The sequence below is a fragment of the Enterobacter asburiae genome (genome assembly GCF_007035645.1).
Classification (GTDB): Bacteria; Pseudomonadota; Gammaproteobacteria; order Enterobacterales; family Enterobacteriaceae; genus Enterobacter; species Enterobacter asburiae_B.
This window is the reverse complement of record NZ_AP019632.1, coordinates 2,384,097-2,400,900: the sequence shown is the minus strand read 5'-3', so window position 1 is coordinate 2,400,900 and position 16,804 is coordinate 2,384,097. Positions and strand designations below refer to the sequence as shown.

Here is a 16,804-nt window from a genome sequence, read left to right as displayed (position 1 = left end):
CTGGCTAACACGTGAAGCAGGAAAGGGCGGACGAACCGCCCTTTTGCGTGCACCGTTACGGTGTCACAATGTTAAACCAGAAATCAAACTTGTCCATATAGCTAAGCATGGCATCAAGTTTCGCGCTGTCGCCAGTAATTTTAATATTTCCGCTGTCCTGAGCCTGTTTCAGCGTCACCTCCTTGAGGATGATTTTATTCAGGGTGTCACGGTTAAGCGTCAGCGTCGCGTCCGCCTCTTTTGCTTCCGCGTTCGCCGTGTGGTTCAGCACGCCGTTTTCCAGCTCGAGTTTGTACTTCCCGCCATCGCTGCCCAGATCGATGTTAAACACCGATTTGGCGTCACCCGCTTTTTGTCCGTTGATATGGACAGCCAGATAGTCAAAGAACATCTCCGGCGTCATCGCGCGCACCGTATCCGGGCTGGCGGTATTCGGCGTTGGCCCTTTCACCACGCCGTTACGCAATTCCTGCGCGCCGGTCAGGTAGAAGTTACGCCACGGGCCGGATTCAGCCTGATAGCCAAGCTGTTCCAGCGCATCCGCTTCCAGGTTGCGCGCCGCCTGGTTGTTCGGATCGGCAAAGACCACTTTGCTCACTACCTGCGCCACCCAGCGGTAGTTACCCTGGTCGAAGTCGGTTTTCGCCTTGCTCAGGATGGCATCCGCGCCGCCCATATACTCCACGAATTTCTTCGCGCCTTCTTCTGGCGGCAGTTCATCCAGCGTCGCCGGGTTGCCGTCAAACCAGCCCAGATACAGCACATAGGTGGCTTTTACGTCATGGCTCACCGAACCGTAATAGCCGCGGTTGGCCCAGGTATGCGCCAGTGAATCCGGGAGCTTGAAGTTCGCGGCGATTTCGTCGCGCGTCAACCCTTCGTTGGCCATACGCAGCGTCTGGTCGTTGATGTAACGATAGAGATCGCGCTGGCTTTTCAGCAGTTTGACCACGTTTTCATTGCCCCAGGTCGGCCAGTGGTGCTGCGCCATGATGATTTCAGCTTTGTCACCCCAGCGCACAATCGCCTGGTTGATGTATTTCGACCACGGCAGCGGCTCGCGGATTTTGGCCCCGCGCAGCGAGTAGGTGTTGTGCAGGGTATGGGTCACGTCCTCAGCGGATTCAATCAGTTTTTTCTCTTCGATATACCAGAGCATTTCCGATGGCGCTTCGGATCCCGGTGCGAGCATAAAATCATAGGTCAGGCCGTCGATAACCTCTTTTTGCCCGTCTTTCTCAATGATATTGGTCGGGGCAATCAGCGTGACCGTCCCGGCGGAGGTCGTTGTCCCAAGACCGGCACCCACCTGGCCTTTGGCATCGGGCTTCAGCAGGTTGCCATACATATAGCTGGCGCGGCGGCTCATCACGTTACCCGCCATGATATTCTCGGCAACGGCCGCTTCCATAAACCCGGCTGGCGCGTAGACCTTCACTTTGCCGGACTTCACGTCGGCTTCATCCACCACGCCGCGCACGCCGCCATAGTGGTCAACGTGGCTGTGGGTATAAATAACGGCGACGACAGGCTTCTTGCCGCGATTTTTAAAATAGAGATCCATCCCGACCTTCGCCGTTTCTGCCGACACCAGCGGGTCAACCACGGTAATACCTTCTTTCCCTTCAATGATGGTCATATTTGACAGGTCAAGATTTCGGATCTGATATACGCCATCGGTCACTTCAAACAGGCCGCTAATATTAATCAGCTGAGATTGACGCCATAAGCTGGGATTAACGGAGTCCGGTGCTTTATCGCCTTCTTTAATAAATGAATATTGCTGTGGATCCCAGATGACATTCCCTTGTTCCCCTTTGATAATTTCCTGAGGAATCGGTGCAATAAAGCCTTTATGGGCGTTCGTAAAATCGGTGTTGTCGGAGAAAGGAAGCTGATTAAACAAGGCGTTATTGGCTTGTTGCGTTGCAGTCGTGGCATCCTTCGGGGCGTCTGCGGCATACGCGGAACTGACGGAAATAACAAGTCCAGCCAGAGCAAGACTCCTGACGATCAAATTGAATTTCATCCTAAACCTCTCAGTGATGTATTACGTCGTTCGTGGAAACTTCGTGTCCTGGCTGAAAGTGGTTCAAGAAATGCAATGGAAATATATGAGGTAGAAATAACTATAATCGGGGAGTGGTATTCAGCAAGTAAATGGATGAAAAACCGGGCATTGCGCCCGGTACGTTATTTATTTCTTTTCGTCTTTCTTTTTCCCGAGCGTTGGCGTCTCGTCGAAGAAGTTCCACGGTTTAAGCAGGGTATGCACCCATTCCGTCGGCATAATCGGCCACTCTTCCGCGCGGGCGACGTGGGTGGTGCCGGTGGTCATCCAGACCACGTCATCCCGATCGTTGAGCGACTCGTTATCCTTGCTGTACTGTCCCAGGCCCGTGTCGTGTACGGAGCGGTTCGGGAATTTTCCTTCCGGGTAGAGCTCATCCGGATGGTAACGGGTCACCCACAGCTGTTTGTCCATAAAGCTCAGGCGATGATAAATCCACTCGTCCGGGGCAAATTTCGCGCCGGTCGCCACCGGGTGCGTACCGCCCGCGTAAGGGATAATCTGGTACGAGACCGGGTTGCCCATGCGGTTCTCTTTACTGGTGTTGCTCAGCAGCCGAATGGTGCCCGGGTCGAATTTCTGCGCCGCCTGCTGCTCGGTATCAATATCATACTGATTGATCTGCATGGTGCTGGTGCGCGGGCCCCCGGCGGTATTCGGCTTCACTTCTGGATCCATCGCCACCAGCTTGTTGTTGATGCCGTCCACGTCCATATCGAGACGGAAGTTGTAGATGTGCTGGTGCGTGGTGCCCACAACGTTATGGTCGATCAGCGTGCCGTATTTGGTGTCGTCTTTGGCGGTGGCGTCGTGCATGGTTTTCGCCTGAACGCCTTTCACCGCTTCGATACCCGTTGCGCCGGCATCAATGCCGATGGTGCCATTTTCATGGAACACCCAGTCGAAGATGTAATCGTAGTTGCCCACGGTACTCACCCAGCGCACCACCAGCTCGCGGCGCTCGGTGCTGACGTTCGGCTGGCCCATCTCCTGATGTTTGTATTCCGGCCCCGCGTAGCGTTCGAAAATGGCGATCGCGCGCGGGATCTCCATCGGCGCGCCGGTGTAATCCGGGATAGTTTCATTGAGCATCACGGCGTTGGACGGCACGTCTTTACCGCGCACCAGCGGTGAGGTCAGGGTGCCCATACCGTAGTCGCCGGAGTCGAGGTAGGCTTTAAAGTACCAGCCCACGTCCGGATCGCCATAAGGGACGATCATGCCGCCGAGTGACCCCTGATACATCACCTGGCGCTTTTTGCCGTTGTCGTTATAGGTGACGGTTGAAATCATCGGGCCGACGCGGGAGTCCAGGCTCAGGTGGAAATCCCAGTTCTGCCAGTGCACCATATCCCCGGTGATGGTGTAGTTCTTGCCTTCCGGCTCAGTGATGTTGAGCGGTTTTTTCGGCGTCTCCATGCGGTCGCGGCCATCATAGGGACGCGGGGTCATGGGAACCGGAACAACGGCGCCTTCTTCAATCTTCTGGATCTTTTTCTGCTCAAGATCGACAACCGCGACCAGGTTTTCAATCGGGTGCGCCCAGTAGTTGCCGTCGCCCACGTCCAGATAGCTCACCACCTTCAGCAGGCGATCTTCCTGCTTCAGGCCGTCTTTACCGTCGAAATAGCCGACGGTCAGCGGCGTGGTAATCACTTTTTTCGGGTCGGTGATGCCGTGTTTTTTAAGCACCTCGGCGAACTCGGTACTTTCGTTGATGATCTGCTGAACCGCGGTGAAATCATCCAGCAGCACCATGCCGTGCGCGTCTTTTACCGGTTCCCAGCGCAGGATTTTTTTATCCTTCAGGTCCACTACGCTTTCGATAACGTGCTTTCCATCAAGCATGACGATCTTCGCCTGACGCGGGGCATCCACTGCCGTACCGTTAAGCACAAAGTCCCACACTTTGGCTTTCTCAGGCTCTGCCAGGGCGATCTGGGTAAAGCGGGTATTCGGCTTAAAATCCGCAGAGGCTTTCACAATCTCAACGGCCTGCTTAATTTCGTCCGCCGTTAGCGCGTTTAACGGGTGAGGGCGTTTTTCAACCTGGAAGGTCTGGTCAAGGCCGGACTGGAAAACATCGTTGATGAAGGTATCTGAAATAAAGGCTTTCTTGCCTTTCATCACCACCGGCACCTGAAGCCTGAGGGTTTTACCGTTGACGATGGCGGTTTTTGCGCCCGGCTTGACCTTCACAAAGGCACCGTCTTTCGCAATGGTGAACATCTGTGCGTAATCATCCCACTGAACGTCCGCACCAAAGTCCTGCAGCGTTTTGTCCATCGGGACCATATGCGCCTCACTGCCGTGGGCGAAAACAGGGGATTGCCAGGCGCAACACAGCGCAACGGCCATGGCCAGCGCCGTTCTACGGGCAGAAAAAGAAGAATTGCTTCCCATCGTAGACCTCATCTTGTTGTGTTTATACCCGTCATACTTCAAGTTGCAGGTGCGTTGGCTGCACTCACTCACCCCAGTCACGTACTTATGTACGCTCCGGGGGATTCGTTCCCTTGCCGCCTTCCTGCAACTCGAATTATTTAGGGGATATTGTGTTGTGACAGCCTTATCCTGACAGGCGCCCGAGAAAAGCGTTTGCCTGCATCTGCCAGATTATTTGTCAGCCTTGCCAGGTTAAAAAAAGAGCGGGGATAAATCACAGGCCGGGCCATTTCCTCTCCCCACAAATGATGTCAGCACAGACGGCCCCCTCTCCCTTGAGGGAGAGGGCTGGGGTGAGGGGGAACATACGGCTGTGGAGGTTATTCCGTTCACTTTATGTTGAGGGCCTTGCTGAAGGCCCCCAGTGAATCTGTAAGCAGCGTCAAATTACCGGGAGCCACCAGCCATTGTGGTAAAGGGGAAGGGACGTTAGCTGAATTCGCCCTGCTGGCGCGCCACCAGCGTCAGGATGGAGTAGAGCGCCACGGCCTGCTGGTGCTGGTTGAAGATCTCAACCGCCCATTCCACCACGCCGGTTGGTTTTTCCTCGGCGGTACGCTGTTTCTTCAGCGTTTTACGTTTGCAGGTCAGACGCACCTGAATGGTATCGCCCGGCTTAACCGGCTCGATAAAGCGCAGGTTTTCCATGCCGTAATTGGCAATAACCGGCCCGACGCCCGCATCAACAAACAGTCCCGCCGCGGCGGAGATCAGGAAGTAGCCGTGCACCACGCGCTCGCCAAAGATCGACTCTGCCGCGCCTATCTTGTCCATATGGGCGTAGAAATGGTCCCCGCTCAGGCAGGCAAAGTTCACGATGTCCGCTTCCGTGAGGGTGCGGCGCGGCGTCAGCAGGCTATCGCCCGGCTGCAGCTCCTCAAAGTATTTGCGGAACGGATGAACGCGATCTTCCTGCACCGTTGCGCCACGCACCCACTGTTTGCCAATGGCGGCCAGCATCGTCGGGCTGCCCTGAATCGCGGTGCGCTGCAGATAGTGCTTCACCGCGCGCAGGCCGCCCAGCTCTTCGCCGCCGCCCGCGCGGCCCGGGCCGCCGTGCACCAGCTGAGGCAGCGGGGAGCCGTGGCCGGTAGACTCTTTTGATGATTCCTCGTTAAGGATCTGAATGCGTCCGTGGGCGCGCGCCGCGCCGGCAATAAACTCGCGGGCAATGGCCTGGTCTGCGGTGACCAGCGTACCCGCCAGGCTGCCGCCGCCCGCGCGGGCAAGCTGCATCGCGTGGCGTGCGTTGCGATACGGCATCAGCGTCGCAACCGGGCCGAAGGCTTCGGTTGAGTGCACCGCCGGGGTTTCATCCGGCTGCGGGCAGAACAGCAGGGTCGGCGGGAAGAACGCCCCCGCGGCCTGCAGATCCGCTTTGCCGCCCAGACGGATCTGGCAGCCAGCGGCGATCAGTTGCTCCACTTTCTCCTGCACGTCCGCGCGCTGTTCGGCGTTGACCAGCGCACCCATCTTCACCCCTTCCTGCGCCGGGTCGCCCACCACCACTTTTTCCAGGCGGGCAATCAGCGCCTTGCTCACCGCGTCAATCTGGTTTTGCGGGACGATAATCCGGCGAATGGCCGTACATTTTTGCCCGGCTTTAGCGGTCATCTCGCGGACCACTTCCCGGACGAACAGCGCAAACTCCGGCTGTTCCGGCGTGACGTCTTCCCCCAGCACGCAGCAGTTCAGGGAGTCGGCTTCCATGGTGAACGGAATCGAATTCGCCACAATATTCGGGTGCACGCGCAGGCTTTGCCCGGTGCTGGCGGAGCCGGTAAAGGTCACCACGTCCTGGCTGTCGAGCTGGTCGAGGAGATCCCCCGTGCCGCCGCAGATCAGGCTGATGGCGCCGTCCGGCACCAGTCCGCTGTCGACGATGGATTTCACCATCGCCTGCGTCACCTGCGCGGTCGCGGTAGCGGGTTTGATGATGGCGGGCATGCCGGCAAGCCAGGTCGGCGCCAGCTTTTCCAGCATCCCCCAGCAGGGGAAGTTAAAGGCGTTGATGTGCACCGCCACGCCGGATTTGGAGGTGAGGACGTGGCGCGCCGCAAAGCCGCCTTCTTTCGACAGTGGGATTAACTCGTCTTCCGGCCACAGCGTGTCATCCGGCAGCTCGCGGCTGCCCAGGCTGGCGTAAGTGAAGAGGGTGCCGATGCCGCCTTCAATATCCACCCAGCTGTCCGCCTTCGTTGCGCCCGTCTGAGCTGACAGGGCATAGAACGCCTCTTTTTCGCTGAGCAGGTGCTTTGCCACCGCCTTCAGCATGGCAGCACGTTCGATAAAGGTCATCTCGTGAAGCGCTTCCCCGCCGCGCTCAATCGCATAGCGACGGGCGGCCACCATGTCCAGCCCTTCGCTGGTCACGCTCCACAGGGCTTCGCCACTGATGGCGTGATGAATAGTGCGCTCGCGGCCCCGGCCAGACTGCCAGGTACCGGATAAGAAGCTGGCTAACTGCTGCATCGCTTATCTCCAAATGTTACGTGATTTACTCATTAATAGTTTGATCGTGAATCATAAAAATCAAGCTGAGTTTTTAATGAATTGTTAACGTTGTGATCTGGCTGGATGAATCGCATCGCTTGAAGACGCTTTCTGAAAGGCCTGATGCAAAAGCCTTGCGAGCAGCATCACAAAACCAGGAAACAATTCTTGGGGTTATATTTAACCTATGTGTAACTTCTAAAAAAACAAAGTGATTCAACATTACGCCTTAATTTGCAAACTAACGAATCATAAAGGTGATGACGTGACGCAAGAACAACGGTTTGAGCAGCGCATAGCGCAGGAGACGGCGATTGAGCCTCAGGACTGGATGCCTGACGCCTACCGTAAGACGTTGATCCGTCAGATTGGTCAGCATGCGCACTCCGAAATTGTCGGCATGCTGCCGGAAGGGAACTGGATCGCCCGCGCGCCGACGCTGCGCCGAAAAGCGATCCTGCTGGCGAAAGTTCAGGACGAAGCCGGGCACGGACTCTATCTCTACAGCGCGGCGGAAACGCTGGGCTGCGCGCGGGAAGACATCTACCAGAAAATGCTCGACGGCAGGATGAAATACTCCTCCATCTTCAACTATCCGACCCTGAGCTGGGCCGATATCGGCGTGATCGGCTGGCTGGTGGACGGCGCCGCTATCGTCAACCAGGTGGCGCTATGCCGGACCTCCTACGGTCCGTATGCCCGCGCGATGGTGAAAATCTGTAAAGAAGAGAGCTTCCACCAGCGCCAGGGCTTTGAGGCCTGCATGGCGCTGGCGCAGGGCAGCGAGGCCCAGCGCCAGATGCTACAGGACGCCATCAACCGCTTCTGGTGGCCAGCGCTGATGATGTTCGGGCCGAACGACGACAACTCGCCGAACAGCGCCCGCAGCCTGGCCTGGAAAATCAAACGCTTCGGCAATGACGAACTTCGCCAGCGCTTTGTCGACAACACGGTGCCGCAGGTGGAGATGCTCGGCATGACGGTACCGGATCCCGACCTGCGATTTGATGAAGAGAGCGGTCATTATCGCTTCGGCGAGATCGACTGGCATGAGTTTGACGAGGTCATTAGCGGGCGCGGCATCTGCAACCACGAGCGCCTGGCCGCCAAACGTAAAGCCTGGGAAGAGGGGGCGTGGGTGCGCAAAGCCGCACTGGCGCACGCGGAAAAACAGCGCGCCCGTCAGGCCGCATAAGAGGAAATAACCATGAGCAATGTCTACTGGCCGCTGTACGAAGTGTTCGTACGCAGCAAACAAGGGTTATCCCACCGTCACGTGGGCAGTCTGCATGCCGCCGACGATCGCATGGCGCTGGAAAATGCGCGTGATGCCTACACCCGCCGCAGCGAAGGGTGTTCTGTCTGGGTGGTTAAGGCGAGCGAGATTGTCGCCTCCCAGCCGGAAGAGAGCGGTGAGTTCTTCGACCCGGCGGAAAGCAAGGTTTACCGCCATCCGACGTTCTACACCATCCCTGACGGCATCGAGCATATGTGAGGCAAAGAATGAGTTCAGTGACAGCCTATGCCCTGCGTCTGGGCGACAACGGTCTGGTGCTTTCCCAGCGTCTCGGCGCCTGGTGCGGCCATGCGCCGGAGCTGGAAATCGACCTCGCGCTCGCCAATATCGGTCTCGACCTGCTGGGCCAGGCGCGCAATTTCCTGACCTATGTCGCGGAGCGGGAAGGCCAGGGCGATGAAGACACCCTGGCGTTTGGCCGCGACGAGCGCCAGTTCCGCAACGTCCTGCTGGTGGAGCAGCCGAACGGCAGCTTCGCCGACACCATTGCCCGCCAGTACCTGATGGATGCCTGGAACGTGGCGCTGTACGAACGCCTGACCCGGAGCAGCGACGGCCAGCTTGCGGCCATCGCCGCCAAAGCGATTAAAGAGGCGCGCTACCACCTGCGCTTCAGCCGCGGCTGGCTGGTGCGTCTGGGCGACGGGACCGAAACGTCCGCGCAAAAAATGCAGCAGGCCATCGACAACCTGTGGCGTTTTACGGCGGAGCTGTTTGAAGCCGATGACGTCGAGCTGGCCCTGATTGACGCCGGCGTGGCGGTTGACCCGCGCGTCCTGCGCCAGCCGTGGGAAAGCGAAGTCTTTGCCGGTCTCAATGAGGCCTGCCTGCAGGTTCCCGCAGAGGTGGCGTACCGCACCGGGGGCAAGAGGGGGCTGCATACCGAACATCTGGGCCCGATGCTGGCGGAAATGCAGTATCTCCAGCGCGCGTATCCCGGTCAGCAGTGGTAAAGGAGAACGCTATGCAACGCCTCGTCGACATCGCGCCCGCGCAAATCCCGCAGATCTGGTCGCTGTTAAGCCAGATCCCCGATCCGGAAGTGCCGGTATTAACCATCACCGATTTAGGCATGGTGCGCAGCGTGAAGGCGCAGGGGGAAGGCTGGGTCATTGGCTTCACGCCAACCTACTCGGGCTGCCCGGCAACGGAGCACCTGCTGGGGGCGATCCGCGACGCGATGAGCGCGAACGGCTTTACCCCGGTACACATTGTGCTCCAGCTTGAACCCGCCTGGACCACCGACTGGATGACCGCCGACGCGCGCGAGCGCCTGCGGGCGTACGGCATCAGCCCGCCCGTGGGGCATAGCTGCCACGCGCACGCGCCTGTGGAGGTGACCTGCCCGCGCTGCGCCAGTACCGACACCTCGCTTATCAGTGAATTTGGCTCGACGGCCTGCAAAGCGCTCTACCGCTGCAACACCTGCCGCGAGCCCTTCGACTATTTCAAATGCATTTGAGGCTGTTATGACAACGTTTCATTCATTAACAGTGGCAAAAGTGGAACCCGAAACCCGCGACGCGGTGACCATCACGTTCGCGGTGCCGCAGGCGTTGCAGGACGCCTACCGCTTCCGCCCCGGCCAGCACCTGACGTTAAAAACGAAGCTTGGCGGGGACGAGCTGCGCCGCTGCTACTCCATCTGCCGGAGTACCGCCCCGGGCGAAATCAGCGTGGCGGTCAAAGCCATCGACGGCGGGCGCTTTTCCCGCTATGCCCGGGATGAGATCAAAGCGGGCATGGCCCTGGAGGTGATGGTTCCTCAGGGGCAGTTTGGCTACCAGCCGCGGGCTGAACGCGAAGGCCACTATCTGGCGATTGCGGCAGGCTCCGGGATCACCCCGATGCTGGCGATTATCTCCGCGACGCTTGCGACCGAACCCAAGAGCCACTTCACCCTGATCTACGGCAACCGCAGCAGCCAGAGCATGATGTTCCGCCAGGCGCTGGCGGACCTGAAGGACAAGTACACGCAGCGGCTGCAGCTGGTCTCCATCTTCAGCCAGGAGCGGCTGGACAGCGATCTGCTTTATGGCCGCATCGACGGGGAAAAGCTGCAGGCGCTGGCGAAAACCCTGATTAACTTCCGCCAGTACGACGAGGCGTTTATCTGCGGCCCGTCGGCGATGATGGACGACGCGGAAGCGACGCTGAAGGCGCTGGGGATGCCGGACAAATCCATTCACCTTGAGCGCTTTAACACCCCGGGAACCACCGCTAAACGCGCGGTGCACGTCCTGGCGGAAGGACAGAAAGTGACCGTGCGCCAGGACGGGCGCGACCGCGAAATCACCCTGACGGCGGATGACGAAAGCATCCTGGATGCCGCCCTGCGTCAGGGGGCGGATCTCCCGTATGCCTGCAAGGGCGGCGTGTGCGCCACCTGTAAATGCAAAGTGCTGCGCGGGAAGGTGGACATGGCGACCAATTTCAGCCTGGAGCCGGACGAGCTGGCCGCCGGATACGTGCTGAGCTGCCAGTCGCTGCCGTTAACCGCCGACGTGATTGTCGACTTCGACGCGAAGGGGATGGCATGAGCGAACTGATTGTTACCCGTCATGGCCGCGTGCTGCAGCTGACGCTAAACCGTCCGGCGGCGCGCAACGCCCTCAATAACGCGCTGTTAACCCAGATTGCCGAGCAGCTTGAGGACGCCGCAGCAGATGCCGACATCGCCGTCTGCGTGATTTACGGCAGCGAGCGCTGCTTTGCCGCCGGGGCCGATCTCAACGAAATGGCGGAGAAAGATCTGCCCGCCACGCTGAACGATATCCGCCCGCAGCTGTGGGCGCGCATCAACGCTTTTCCTAAACCGCTGATTGCCGCCGTGAACGGCTTCGCGCTGGGCGCAGGCTGCGAGCTGGCGCTGCTGTGCGACGCGATCGTTGCTGGCGATAACGCCCGCTTTGGCCTGCCGGAAATTACGCTGGGCATTATGCCCGGCGCGGGTGGCACCCAGCGTCTTATCCGCAGCGTCGGTAAATCCCTTGCCAGCAAAATGGTGCTGACCGGAGAGAGTATCTCCGCGCAGCAGGCGCTCAGCGCCGGGCTGGTGAGCGACGTCTTCCCGCCAGCGCTGACGCTGGAGTATGCCCTGAAGCAGGCGGCGCTGATGGCGCGCCACTCTCCGCTGGCGCTGCAGGCGGCGAAACAGGCGCTGCGCCAGTCTCAGGAGGTGCCGCTCCAGGCCGGTCTGGCCCAGGAGCGCCAGCTGTTTACGCTGCTTTCTGCCACCGAAGACCGCCGGGAAGGCATCGACGCCTTCTTACAAAAACGCACCCCCGACTTTAAAGGACGCTAATTGTGGAATGTATTCTCAGTCATGTTGAGCAGGGCGTAATGACCATTACGCTGAACCGTCCGGAGCGTCTGAACAGCTTTAACGACGTGATGCACCAGCAGCTTGCCGAGTGCCTGAAACAGGCCGATCGTGATGACACCGTTCGCTGCCTGCTGATCACCGGGGCGGGTCGCGGCTTTTGCGCCGGTCAGGATCTGAACGACCGCAACGTCGACCCCAACGGCCCGGCGCCGGATCTGGGGATGTCCGTTGAAACCTTCTATAACCCGCTGGTGCGCCGCCTGGCAAAGCTGCCGAAACCGGTGATTTGCGCGGTTAACGGCGTAGCAGCGGGGGCGGGGGCGACGCTGGCGCTGGGGTGCGATATGGTGATCGCCGCCCGTTCCGCCAACTTCGTGATGGCCTTCAGCAAGCTCGGCCTGGTGCCGGACTGCGGCGGCACCTGGCTGCTGCCGCGCGTGGCCGGACGCGCCCGCGCTATGGGGCTGGCGCTGCTCGGCGACAAGCTCAGCGCCGAACAGGCGCAGGCCTGGGGGATGATCTGGCAGGTGGTGGATGACGAACAGCTCTCCGCTACCGCGCAGCAGATGGCGCTGCACTTTGCGTCTCAACCGACCTTCGGGCTGGGGCTGATCAAGCAGGCGATCAACGCCGCGGAAACCAACACCCTGGACGCCCAGCTCGATCTGGAGCGCGACTACCAGCGACTGGCCGGGCGCAGCGACGACTACCGCGAGGGCGTCAGCGCCTTCCTGGCGAAGCGCGCGCCGAACTTTACGGGGAAATAAGATGCTGAACATACGGACTGTCGCCGTGATTGGCAGCGGCACCATGGGCGCAGGGATTGCCGAAGTCGCGGCCAGCCATGGGCATCAGGTGCTGATCTACGACATCTCCAGCGATGCGATATCGCGCGCCATCGACGGGATCCGCCAGCGTCTGGCCTCCCGGGTGACGCGCGGAAAACTCTCCGCCGATGCCGGGAGCCAGATCCTCGCCCGGCTGCTTCCGGTCACCGATATCGAGGCGCTCGCCGCGGCCGATCTGGTCATAGAAGCGGCCTCCGAGCGTCTGGAGGTGAAAAAGGCGCTGTTTGCTCAGTTGGCTGAGATCTGCCCGCCGCAAACGGTGCTGACCAGCAATACCTCTTCCATCTCCGTTACGGCGATTGCTGCGGACGTCCACCACCCGGAGCGCGTCGCAGGGCTGCACTTCTTCAACCCGGCGCCGGTGATGAAGCTGGTGGAGGTGGTCAGCGGGCTGGCGACCTCTCCGGAAGTGGCCGACGCGCTGTGCGAGCTGGCGCTGAACTGGGGCAAACAGCCCGTTCGCTGCCAGTCAACGCCGGGGTTCATCGTCAACCGCGTCGCGCGTCCGTTTTATTCCGAAGCCTGGCGCGCGCTGGAAGAGCAGGTCGCGCCGCCGGAGGTGATTGATGCCGCCCTGCGCGACGGCGGCGGTTTCCCGATGGGGCCGCTGGAGCTGACCGACATGATTGGTCAGGACGTGAATTTCGCGGTGACCTGCTCGGTATTTAACGCCTTCTGGCAGGAGCGTCGTTTTCTGCCTTCGCTGGTGCAGCAGGAGCTGGTGCTGGCAGGAAGGCTGGGCAAAAAGAGCGGGAAGGGCGTCTACGACTGGCAGGGTGACAAACCCGACGTGCAGTGGGTGCCAGCCGTGAACGACAGCTACAGCCCGATGCGCGTGGAAAGAAGACGTGACGGTGTCACCGAAATTGATGATGTGTACCTGATCGAAACGCAGGGCGAAACCGCTCAGGCGCTGGCGCTGCGGCTCAACGGCCCGGTGGTGGTGGTGGACCGCATTGAGCGCGACGTGGCGGTGATTGCGGCGGCCGCCAGCAACCCGCACACCGCGACGCAAAAGGCCATCCGCTACCTGCAGCAGCAGGGTAACCGGGTGGTGCAAATTGCCGATTATCCCGGCCTGCTGGTCTGGCGCACGCTGGCGATGATTGCCAACGAAGCGCTGGATGCCCTGCAAAAAGGGGTCGCCAGCGAGAAGGACATCGATACAGCCATGCGTCTGGGCGTGAACTACCCGAGCGGGCCGATCGCCTGGGGCGAGCGGCTGGGCTGGCAGCGCCTGCTGACGCTGCTGGAGAACCTGCAGCGTCATTACGGCGAAGAGCGCTATCGCCCCTGTTCCCTGCTGCGCCAGCGCGCGCTTCTGGAGAGTAGCTATGAGTCATAACGCCTGGCATAACGCCCGCGCGATGTACGAACGAGACGCCTGCGCGCAGGCGATGGGGATGGACATTGTCGACATGGACGAGGGCTACGCGGTGGTGACCATGACCATCACCCCGCAGATGCTGAACGGCCATGAAACCTGCCACGGCGGACAGCTTTTTTCGCTGGCAGACACCGCCTTTGCCTACGCCTGCAACAGCCAGGGGCTGGCGGCGGTAGCCTCAGGCTGCTCGATTGATTTTCTGCGTCCGGGCTTTGCCGGGGACACGCTCACCGCCACCGCGCGGGTGATGCATCAGGGCAAGCTGACCGGCGTGTATGACATTGAAATCCAGAACCAACAACAGAAAACCGTCGCCCTTTTTCGCGGGAAATCTCACCGCATCGGCGGCAGCGTGACAGGAGAGGCCTGATGCGTGACGCATTTATTTGTGATGGCGTTCGAACCCCGGTGGGTCGCTACGGCGGCGCGCTTGCCGCAGTCCGGACCGACGATCTCGGTGCCGTGCCGCTGCGCGCGCTGCTGGCCCGCTATCCCCAGCTCGACCTCGGGCGGATCGACGATGTGATTTTCGGCTGCGCTAACCAGGCGGGGGAAGATAACCGCAACGTAGCGCGCATGTCGTCCCTGCTCGCCGGGCTGCCGCAGACGGTGTCCGGAACCACCATTAACCGCCTGTGCGGGTCGGGTCTGGACGCGATTGGGTTTGCTGCCCGCGCCATTAAGGCGGGCGATGGCGAGCTGCTGATTGCGGGCGGCGTGGAGTCGATGTCGCGCGCGCCGTTTGTGATGGGCAAAGCCACCGCCGCGTTTCAGCGTCAGGCGGAAATCTTTGATACCACTATCGGCTGGCGATTTGTGAATCCGCTCATGCATCAGCAATTCGGAACTGACAGTATGCCGGAAACGGCAGAGAATGTAGCTGAATTGTTAAATATCAGCCGTGCCGATCAGGACGCATTCGCGCTGCGCAGCCAGCAGCGTACCGCGCAGGCGCAGCAGAACGGCATTCTGGCGCAGGAGATTGTGTCGGTACCGGTGCCGGGCAAAAAAGGGGCGGTCACTGAGTTCTGCGTGGATGAACATCCGCGCGCGGACACCACGCTCGAACAGCTCGCCGGGCTAAAAACGCCGTTTCGTAAGAACGGGGTGGTTACGGCGGGGAATGCCTCCGGCGTCAACGACGGCGCTGCGGCGCTGATCGTCGCCAGCGAGAAGATGGCGCTGGCGCAGGGATTGGTCCCGCGCACGCGGATCGTGGCGATGGCGACGGCGGGCGTGGAGCCTCGTCTGATGGGGCTCGGCCCGGTCCCTGCGACCCGCAAGGTGCTGGAACGCGCCGGACTCAGCATTAACGATATGGACGTTGTCGAGCTTAACGAAGCTTTCGCCTCGCAGGCGCTGGGCGTGCTGCGTCAGTTAGGCCTGCCGGATGATGCCGCGCACGTCAACCCGAACGGTGGCGCGATTGCGCTGGGCCACCCGCTGGGCATGAGCGGTGCCAGACTGGCGCTGGCCGCGAGCAACGAACTGCACCGACGCGGCGGGCGCTACGCGCTGTGTACGATGTGCATCGGTGTGGGTCAGGGCATTGCCATGATCCTTGAGCGTGTTTGAGCATAAAAACAATGTGAGTACCCTACAATGACAAATACAACAAAGCTTGATCCGATTGAAACGGCCTCCCTTGACGAGCTACAGGCGCTGCAGACCGAGCGTCTGAAATGGACGCTGCATCACGCCTACAACAACGTGCCGATGTACAAACGCAAGTTTGACGCGGCGGGCGTTCACCCTGACGATTTCAACGAGCTGGCGGATATCCGTAAATTCCCGTGCACCACCAAGCAGGACCTGCGGGATAACTATCCGTTCGATACCTTTGCCGTGCCGATGGAGCAGGTGGTGCGTATTCACGCCTCATCCGGCACCACCGGCAAACCGACCGTTGTCGGCTACACGCAGGGCGACATCGACAACTGGGCCAATCTGGTGGCCCGCTCCCTGCGCGCCGCGGGCGGCAGCGCGAAGGACAAAATTCACGTGGCGTATGGCTACGGCCTGTTTACCGGCGGGCTGGGGGCGCACTACGGCGCCGAGCGTTTAGGCGCGACGGTGATCCCGATGTCCGGCGGCCAGACGGAGAAACAGGCGCAGCTGATCCGTGATTTCCAGCCGGACATGATCATGGTGACGCCGTCCTACTGCCTCAACCTGATTGAGGAGCTGGAGCGCCAGATGGGCGGCGATGCCAGCGGCTGTTCCCTGCGCGTGGGCGTCTTCGGCGCCGAGCCGTGGACGCAGGCCATGCGTCGCGAAATCGAAAAACGCTTGGGCATTACCGCGCTGGATATCTATGGCCTCTCCGAAGTGATGGGGCCGGGCGTGGCGATGGAGTGTATCGAAACCGTCGACGGCCCGACCATCTGGGAAGATCACTTCTACCCGGAGATCGTCAACCCGAACGACGGCACGCCGCTGGATGACGGCCAGCAGGGCGAACTGCTGTTCACCACGCTGACCAAAGAGGCGCTGCCGGTGATCCGCTACCGCACCCGCGATCTAACGCGTCTGCTCCCGGCCACCGCGCGCAGCATGCGCCGCATGGACCGCATCAGCGGGCGCAGTGACGATATGCTGATCATCCGCGGCGTCAACGTCTTCCCGTCGCAGCTGGAAGAGGAGATCGTCAAGTTCGAACACCTTTCTCCGCACTATCAGCTGGAGGTGAACCGTCGCGGGCATCTTGATTCACTTTCCGTGAAGGTCGAGCTGAAAGAGAGTAGCCTCACGCTGACCCATGAGCAGCGTTGCCAGGTGTGCCACCAGCTTCGCCACCGCATTAAGTCGATGGTGGGGATTTCCACCGACGTAATGATTGTTAACTGCGGCAGCATCCCGCGCTCGGAGGGCAAAGCCTGCCGGGTGTTTGACCTGCGTAAAGCTGCGGCCAACGGCTAAGTTTTCCCTCACCCCGGCC

At 60.3% G+C, this 16,804-nt stretch carries 14 protein-coding genes; 11 read left to right on the top strand and 3 right to left on the bottom strand.

The genetic code is table 11. The annotated features are described in order from the left end of the window. Positions 1 to 55: 55 nt before the first annotated feature. The 3 genes from FOY96_RS11350 to paaZ all read right to left on the bottom strand — a co-directional run bounded on the left by FOY96_RS11350 (position 56) and on the right by paaZ (position 6,988). Positions 56 to 2,029, bottom strand: a complete 1,974-nt coding sequence (locus FOY96_RS11350) for an alkyl/aryl-sulfatase (protein WP_143347077.1) — start codon at positions 2,027 to 2,029, stop codon at positions 56 to 58. A gap of 168 nt (positions 2,030 to 2,197) precedes the next feature. Continuing rightward, positions 2,198 to 4,474 carry a primary-amine oxidase gene (tynA, locus tag FOY96_RS11345; protein ID WP_143347076.1) on the bottom strand — a complete coding sequence of 759 codons (2,277 nt, stop codon included), beginning with the start codon at positions 4,472 to 4,474 and terminating at the stop codon, positions 2,198 to 2,200. A gap of 471 nt (positions 4,475 to 4,945) precedes the next feature. Beyond that, positions 4,946 to 6,988 carry a phenylacetic acid degradation bifunctional protein PaaZ gene (paaZ, locus tag FOY96_RS11340; RefSeq protein ID WP_094935215.1) on the bottom strand — a complete coding sequence of 681 codons (2,043 nt, stop codon included), beginning with the start codon at positions 6,986 to 6,988 and terminating at the stop codon, positions 4,946 to 4,948. Between the two features lie 286 nt (positions 6,989 to 7,274). On the opposite strand from paaZ, the gene paaA reads away from it, so the two are divergent. The 11 genes from paaA to paaK are packed head-to-tail and all read left to right on the top strand — an operon-like array spanning position 7,275 to position 16,785. Beyond that, positions 7,275 to 8,204, top strand: coding sequence for a 1,2-phenylacetyl-CoA epoxidase subunit PaaA (paaA, locus tag FOY96_RS11335; protein ID WP_269473742.1), 930 nt, complete (start codon positions 7,275 to 7,277; stop codon positions 8,202 to 8,204). Between the two features lie 12 nt (positions 8,205 to 8,216). Beyond that, positions 8,217 to 8,504 (top strand): 1,2-phenylacetyl-CoA epoxidase subunit PaaB, encoded by a 288-nt coding sequence (gene paaB / locus FOY96_RS11330; protein WP_033145422.1) that lies wholly within the window; start codon positions 8,217 to 8,219, stop codon positions 8,502 to 8,504. A gap of 8 nt (positions 8,505 to 8,512) precedes the next feature. Then, a complete protein-coding gene (gene paaC, locus FOY96_RS11325; RefSeq protein WP_143347075.1) occupies positions 8,513 to 9,259 on the top strand; it encodes a 1,2-phenylacetyl-CoA epoxidase subunit PaaC in 747 nt (248 codons plus the stop codon). Positions 9,260 to 9,270: 11 nt separating this feature from the next. Beyond that, a complete protein-coding gene (gene paaD / locus FOY96_RS11320; protein ID WP_143347074.1) occupies positions 9,271 to 9,768 on the top strand; it encodes a 1,2-phenylacetyl-CoA epoxidase subunit PaaD in 498 nt (165 codons plus the stop codon). Between the two features lie 7 nt (positions 9,769 to 9,775). Next, positions 9,776 to 10,846, top strand: a complete 1,071-nt coding sequence (paaE, locus tag FOY96_RS11315) for a 1,2-phenylacetyl-CoA epoxidase subunit PaaE (RefSeq protein ID WP_143347073.1) — start codon at positions 9,776 to 9,778, stop codon at positions 10,844 to 10,846. Then, positions 10,843 to 11,610, top strand: a complete 768-nt coding sequence (gene paaF, locus FOY96_RS11310) for a 2,3-dehydroadipyl-CoA hydratase PaaF (protein WP_039262616.1) — start codon at positions 10,843 to 10,845, stop codon at positions 11,608 to 11,610. The genes paaE and paaF overlap by 4 nt, the downstream gene beginning before the upstream one ends. After that, complete coding sequence (gene paaG / locus FOY96_RS11305) at positions 11,610 to 12,398, top strand: 2-(1,2-epoxy-1,2-dihydrophenyl)acetyl-CoA isomerase PaaG (RefSeq protein WP_143347072.1); 789 nt, start codon at positions 11,610 to 11,612, stop codon at positions 12,396 to 12,398. The genes paaF and paaG overlap by 1 nt, the downstream gene beginning before the upstream one ends. 1 nt (position 12,399) lies before the next feature. Then, entirely contained in the window at positions 12,400 to 13,824 is a 1,425-nt protein-coding gene (gene paaH, locus FOY96_RS11300) for a 3-hydroxyacyl-CoA dehydrogenase PaaH (protein WP_143347071.1), read from the top strand. Then, complete coding sequence (gene paaI / locus FOY96_RS11295) at positions 13,814 to 14,236, top strand: hydroxyphenylacetyl-CoA thioesterase PaaI (RefSeq protein ID WP_047061748.1); 423 nt, start codon at positions 13,814 to 13,816, stop codon at positions 14,234 to 14,236. Before paaH ends, paaI begins: the two co-directional genes overlap by 11 nt. Beyond that, positions 14,236 to 15,441, top strand: a complete 1,206-nt coding sequence (pcaF, locus tag FOY96_RS11290; protein ID WP_143347070.1) for a 3-oxoadipyl-CoA thiolase — start codon at positions 14,236 to 14,238, stop codon at positions 15,439 to 15,441. Before paaI ends, pcaF begins: the two co-directional genes overlap by 1 nt. Positions 15,442 to 15,468: 27 nt before the next feature. Beyond that, positions 15,469 to 16,785 (top strand): phenylacetate--CoA ligase PaaK, encoded by a 1,317-nt coding sequence (gene paaK / locus FOY96_RS11285; protein ID WP_045888536.1) that lies wholly within the window; start codon positions 15,469 to 15,471, stop codon positions 16,783 to 16,785. Positions 16,786 to 16,804: the final 19 nt, after the last annotated feature.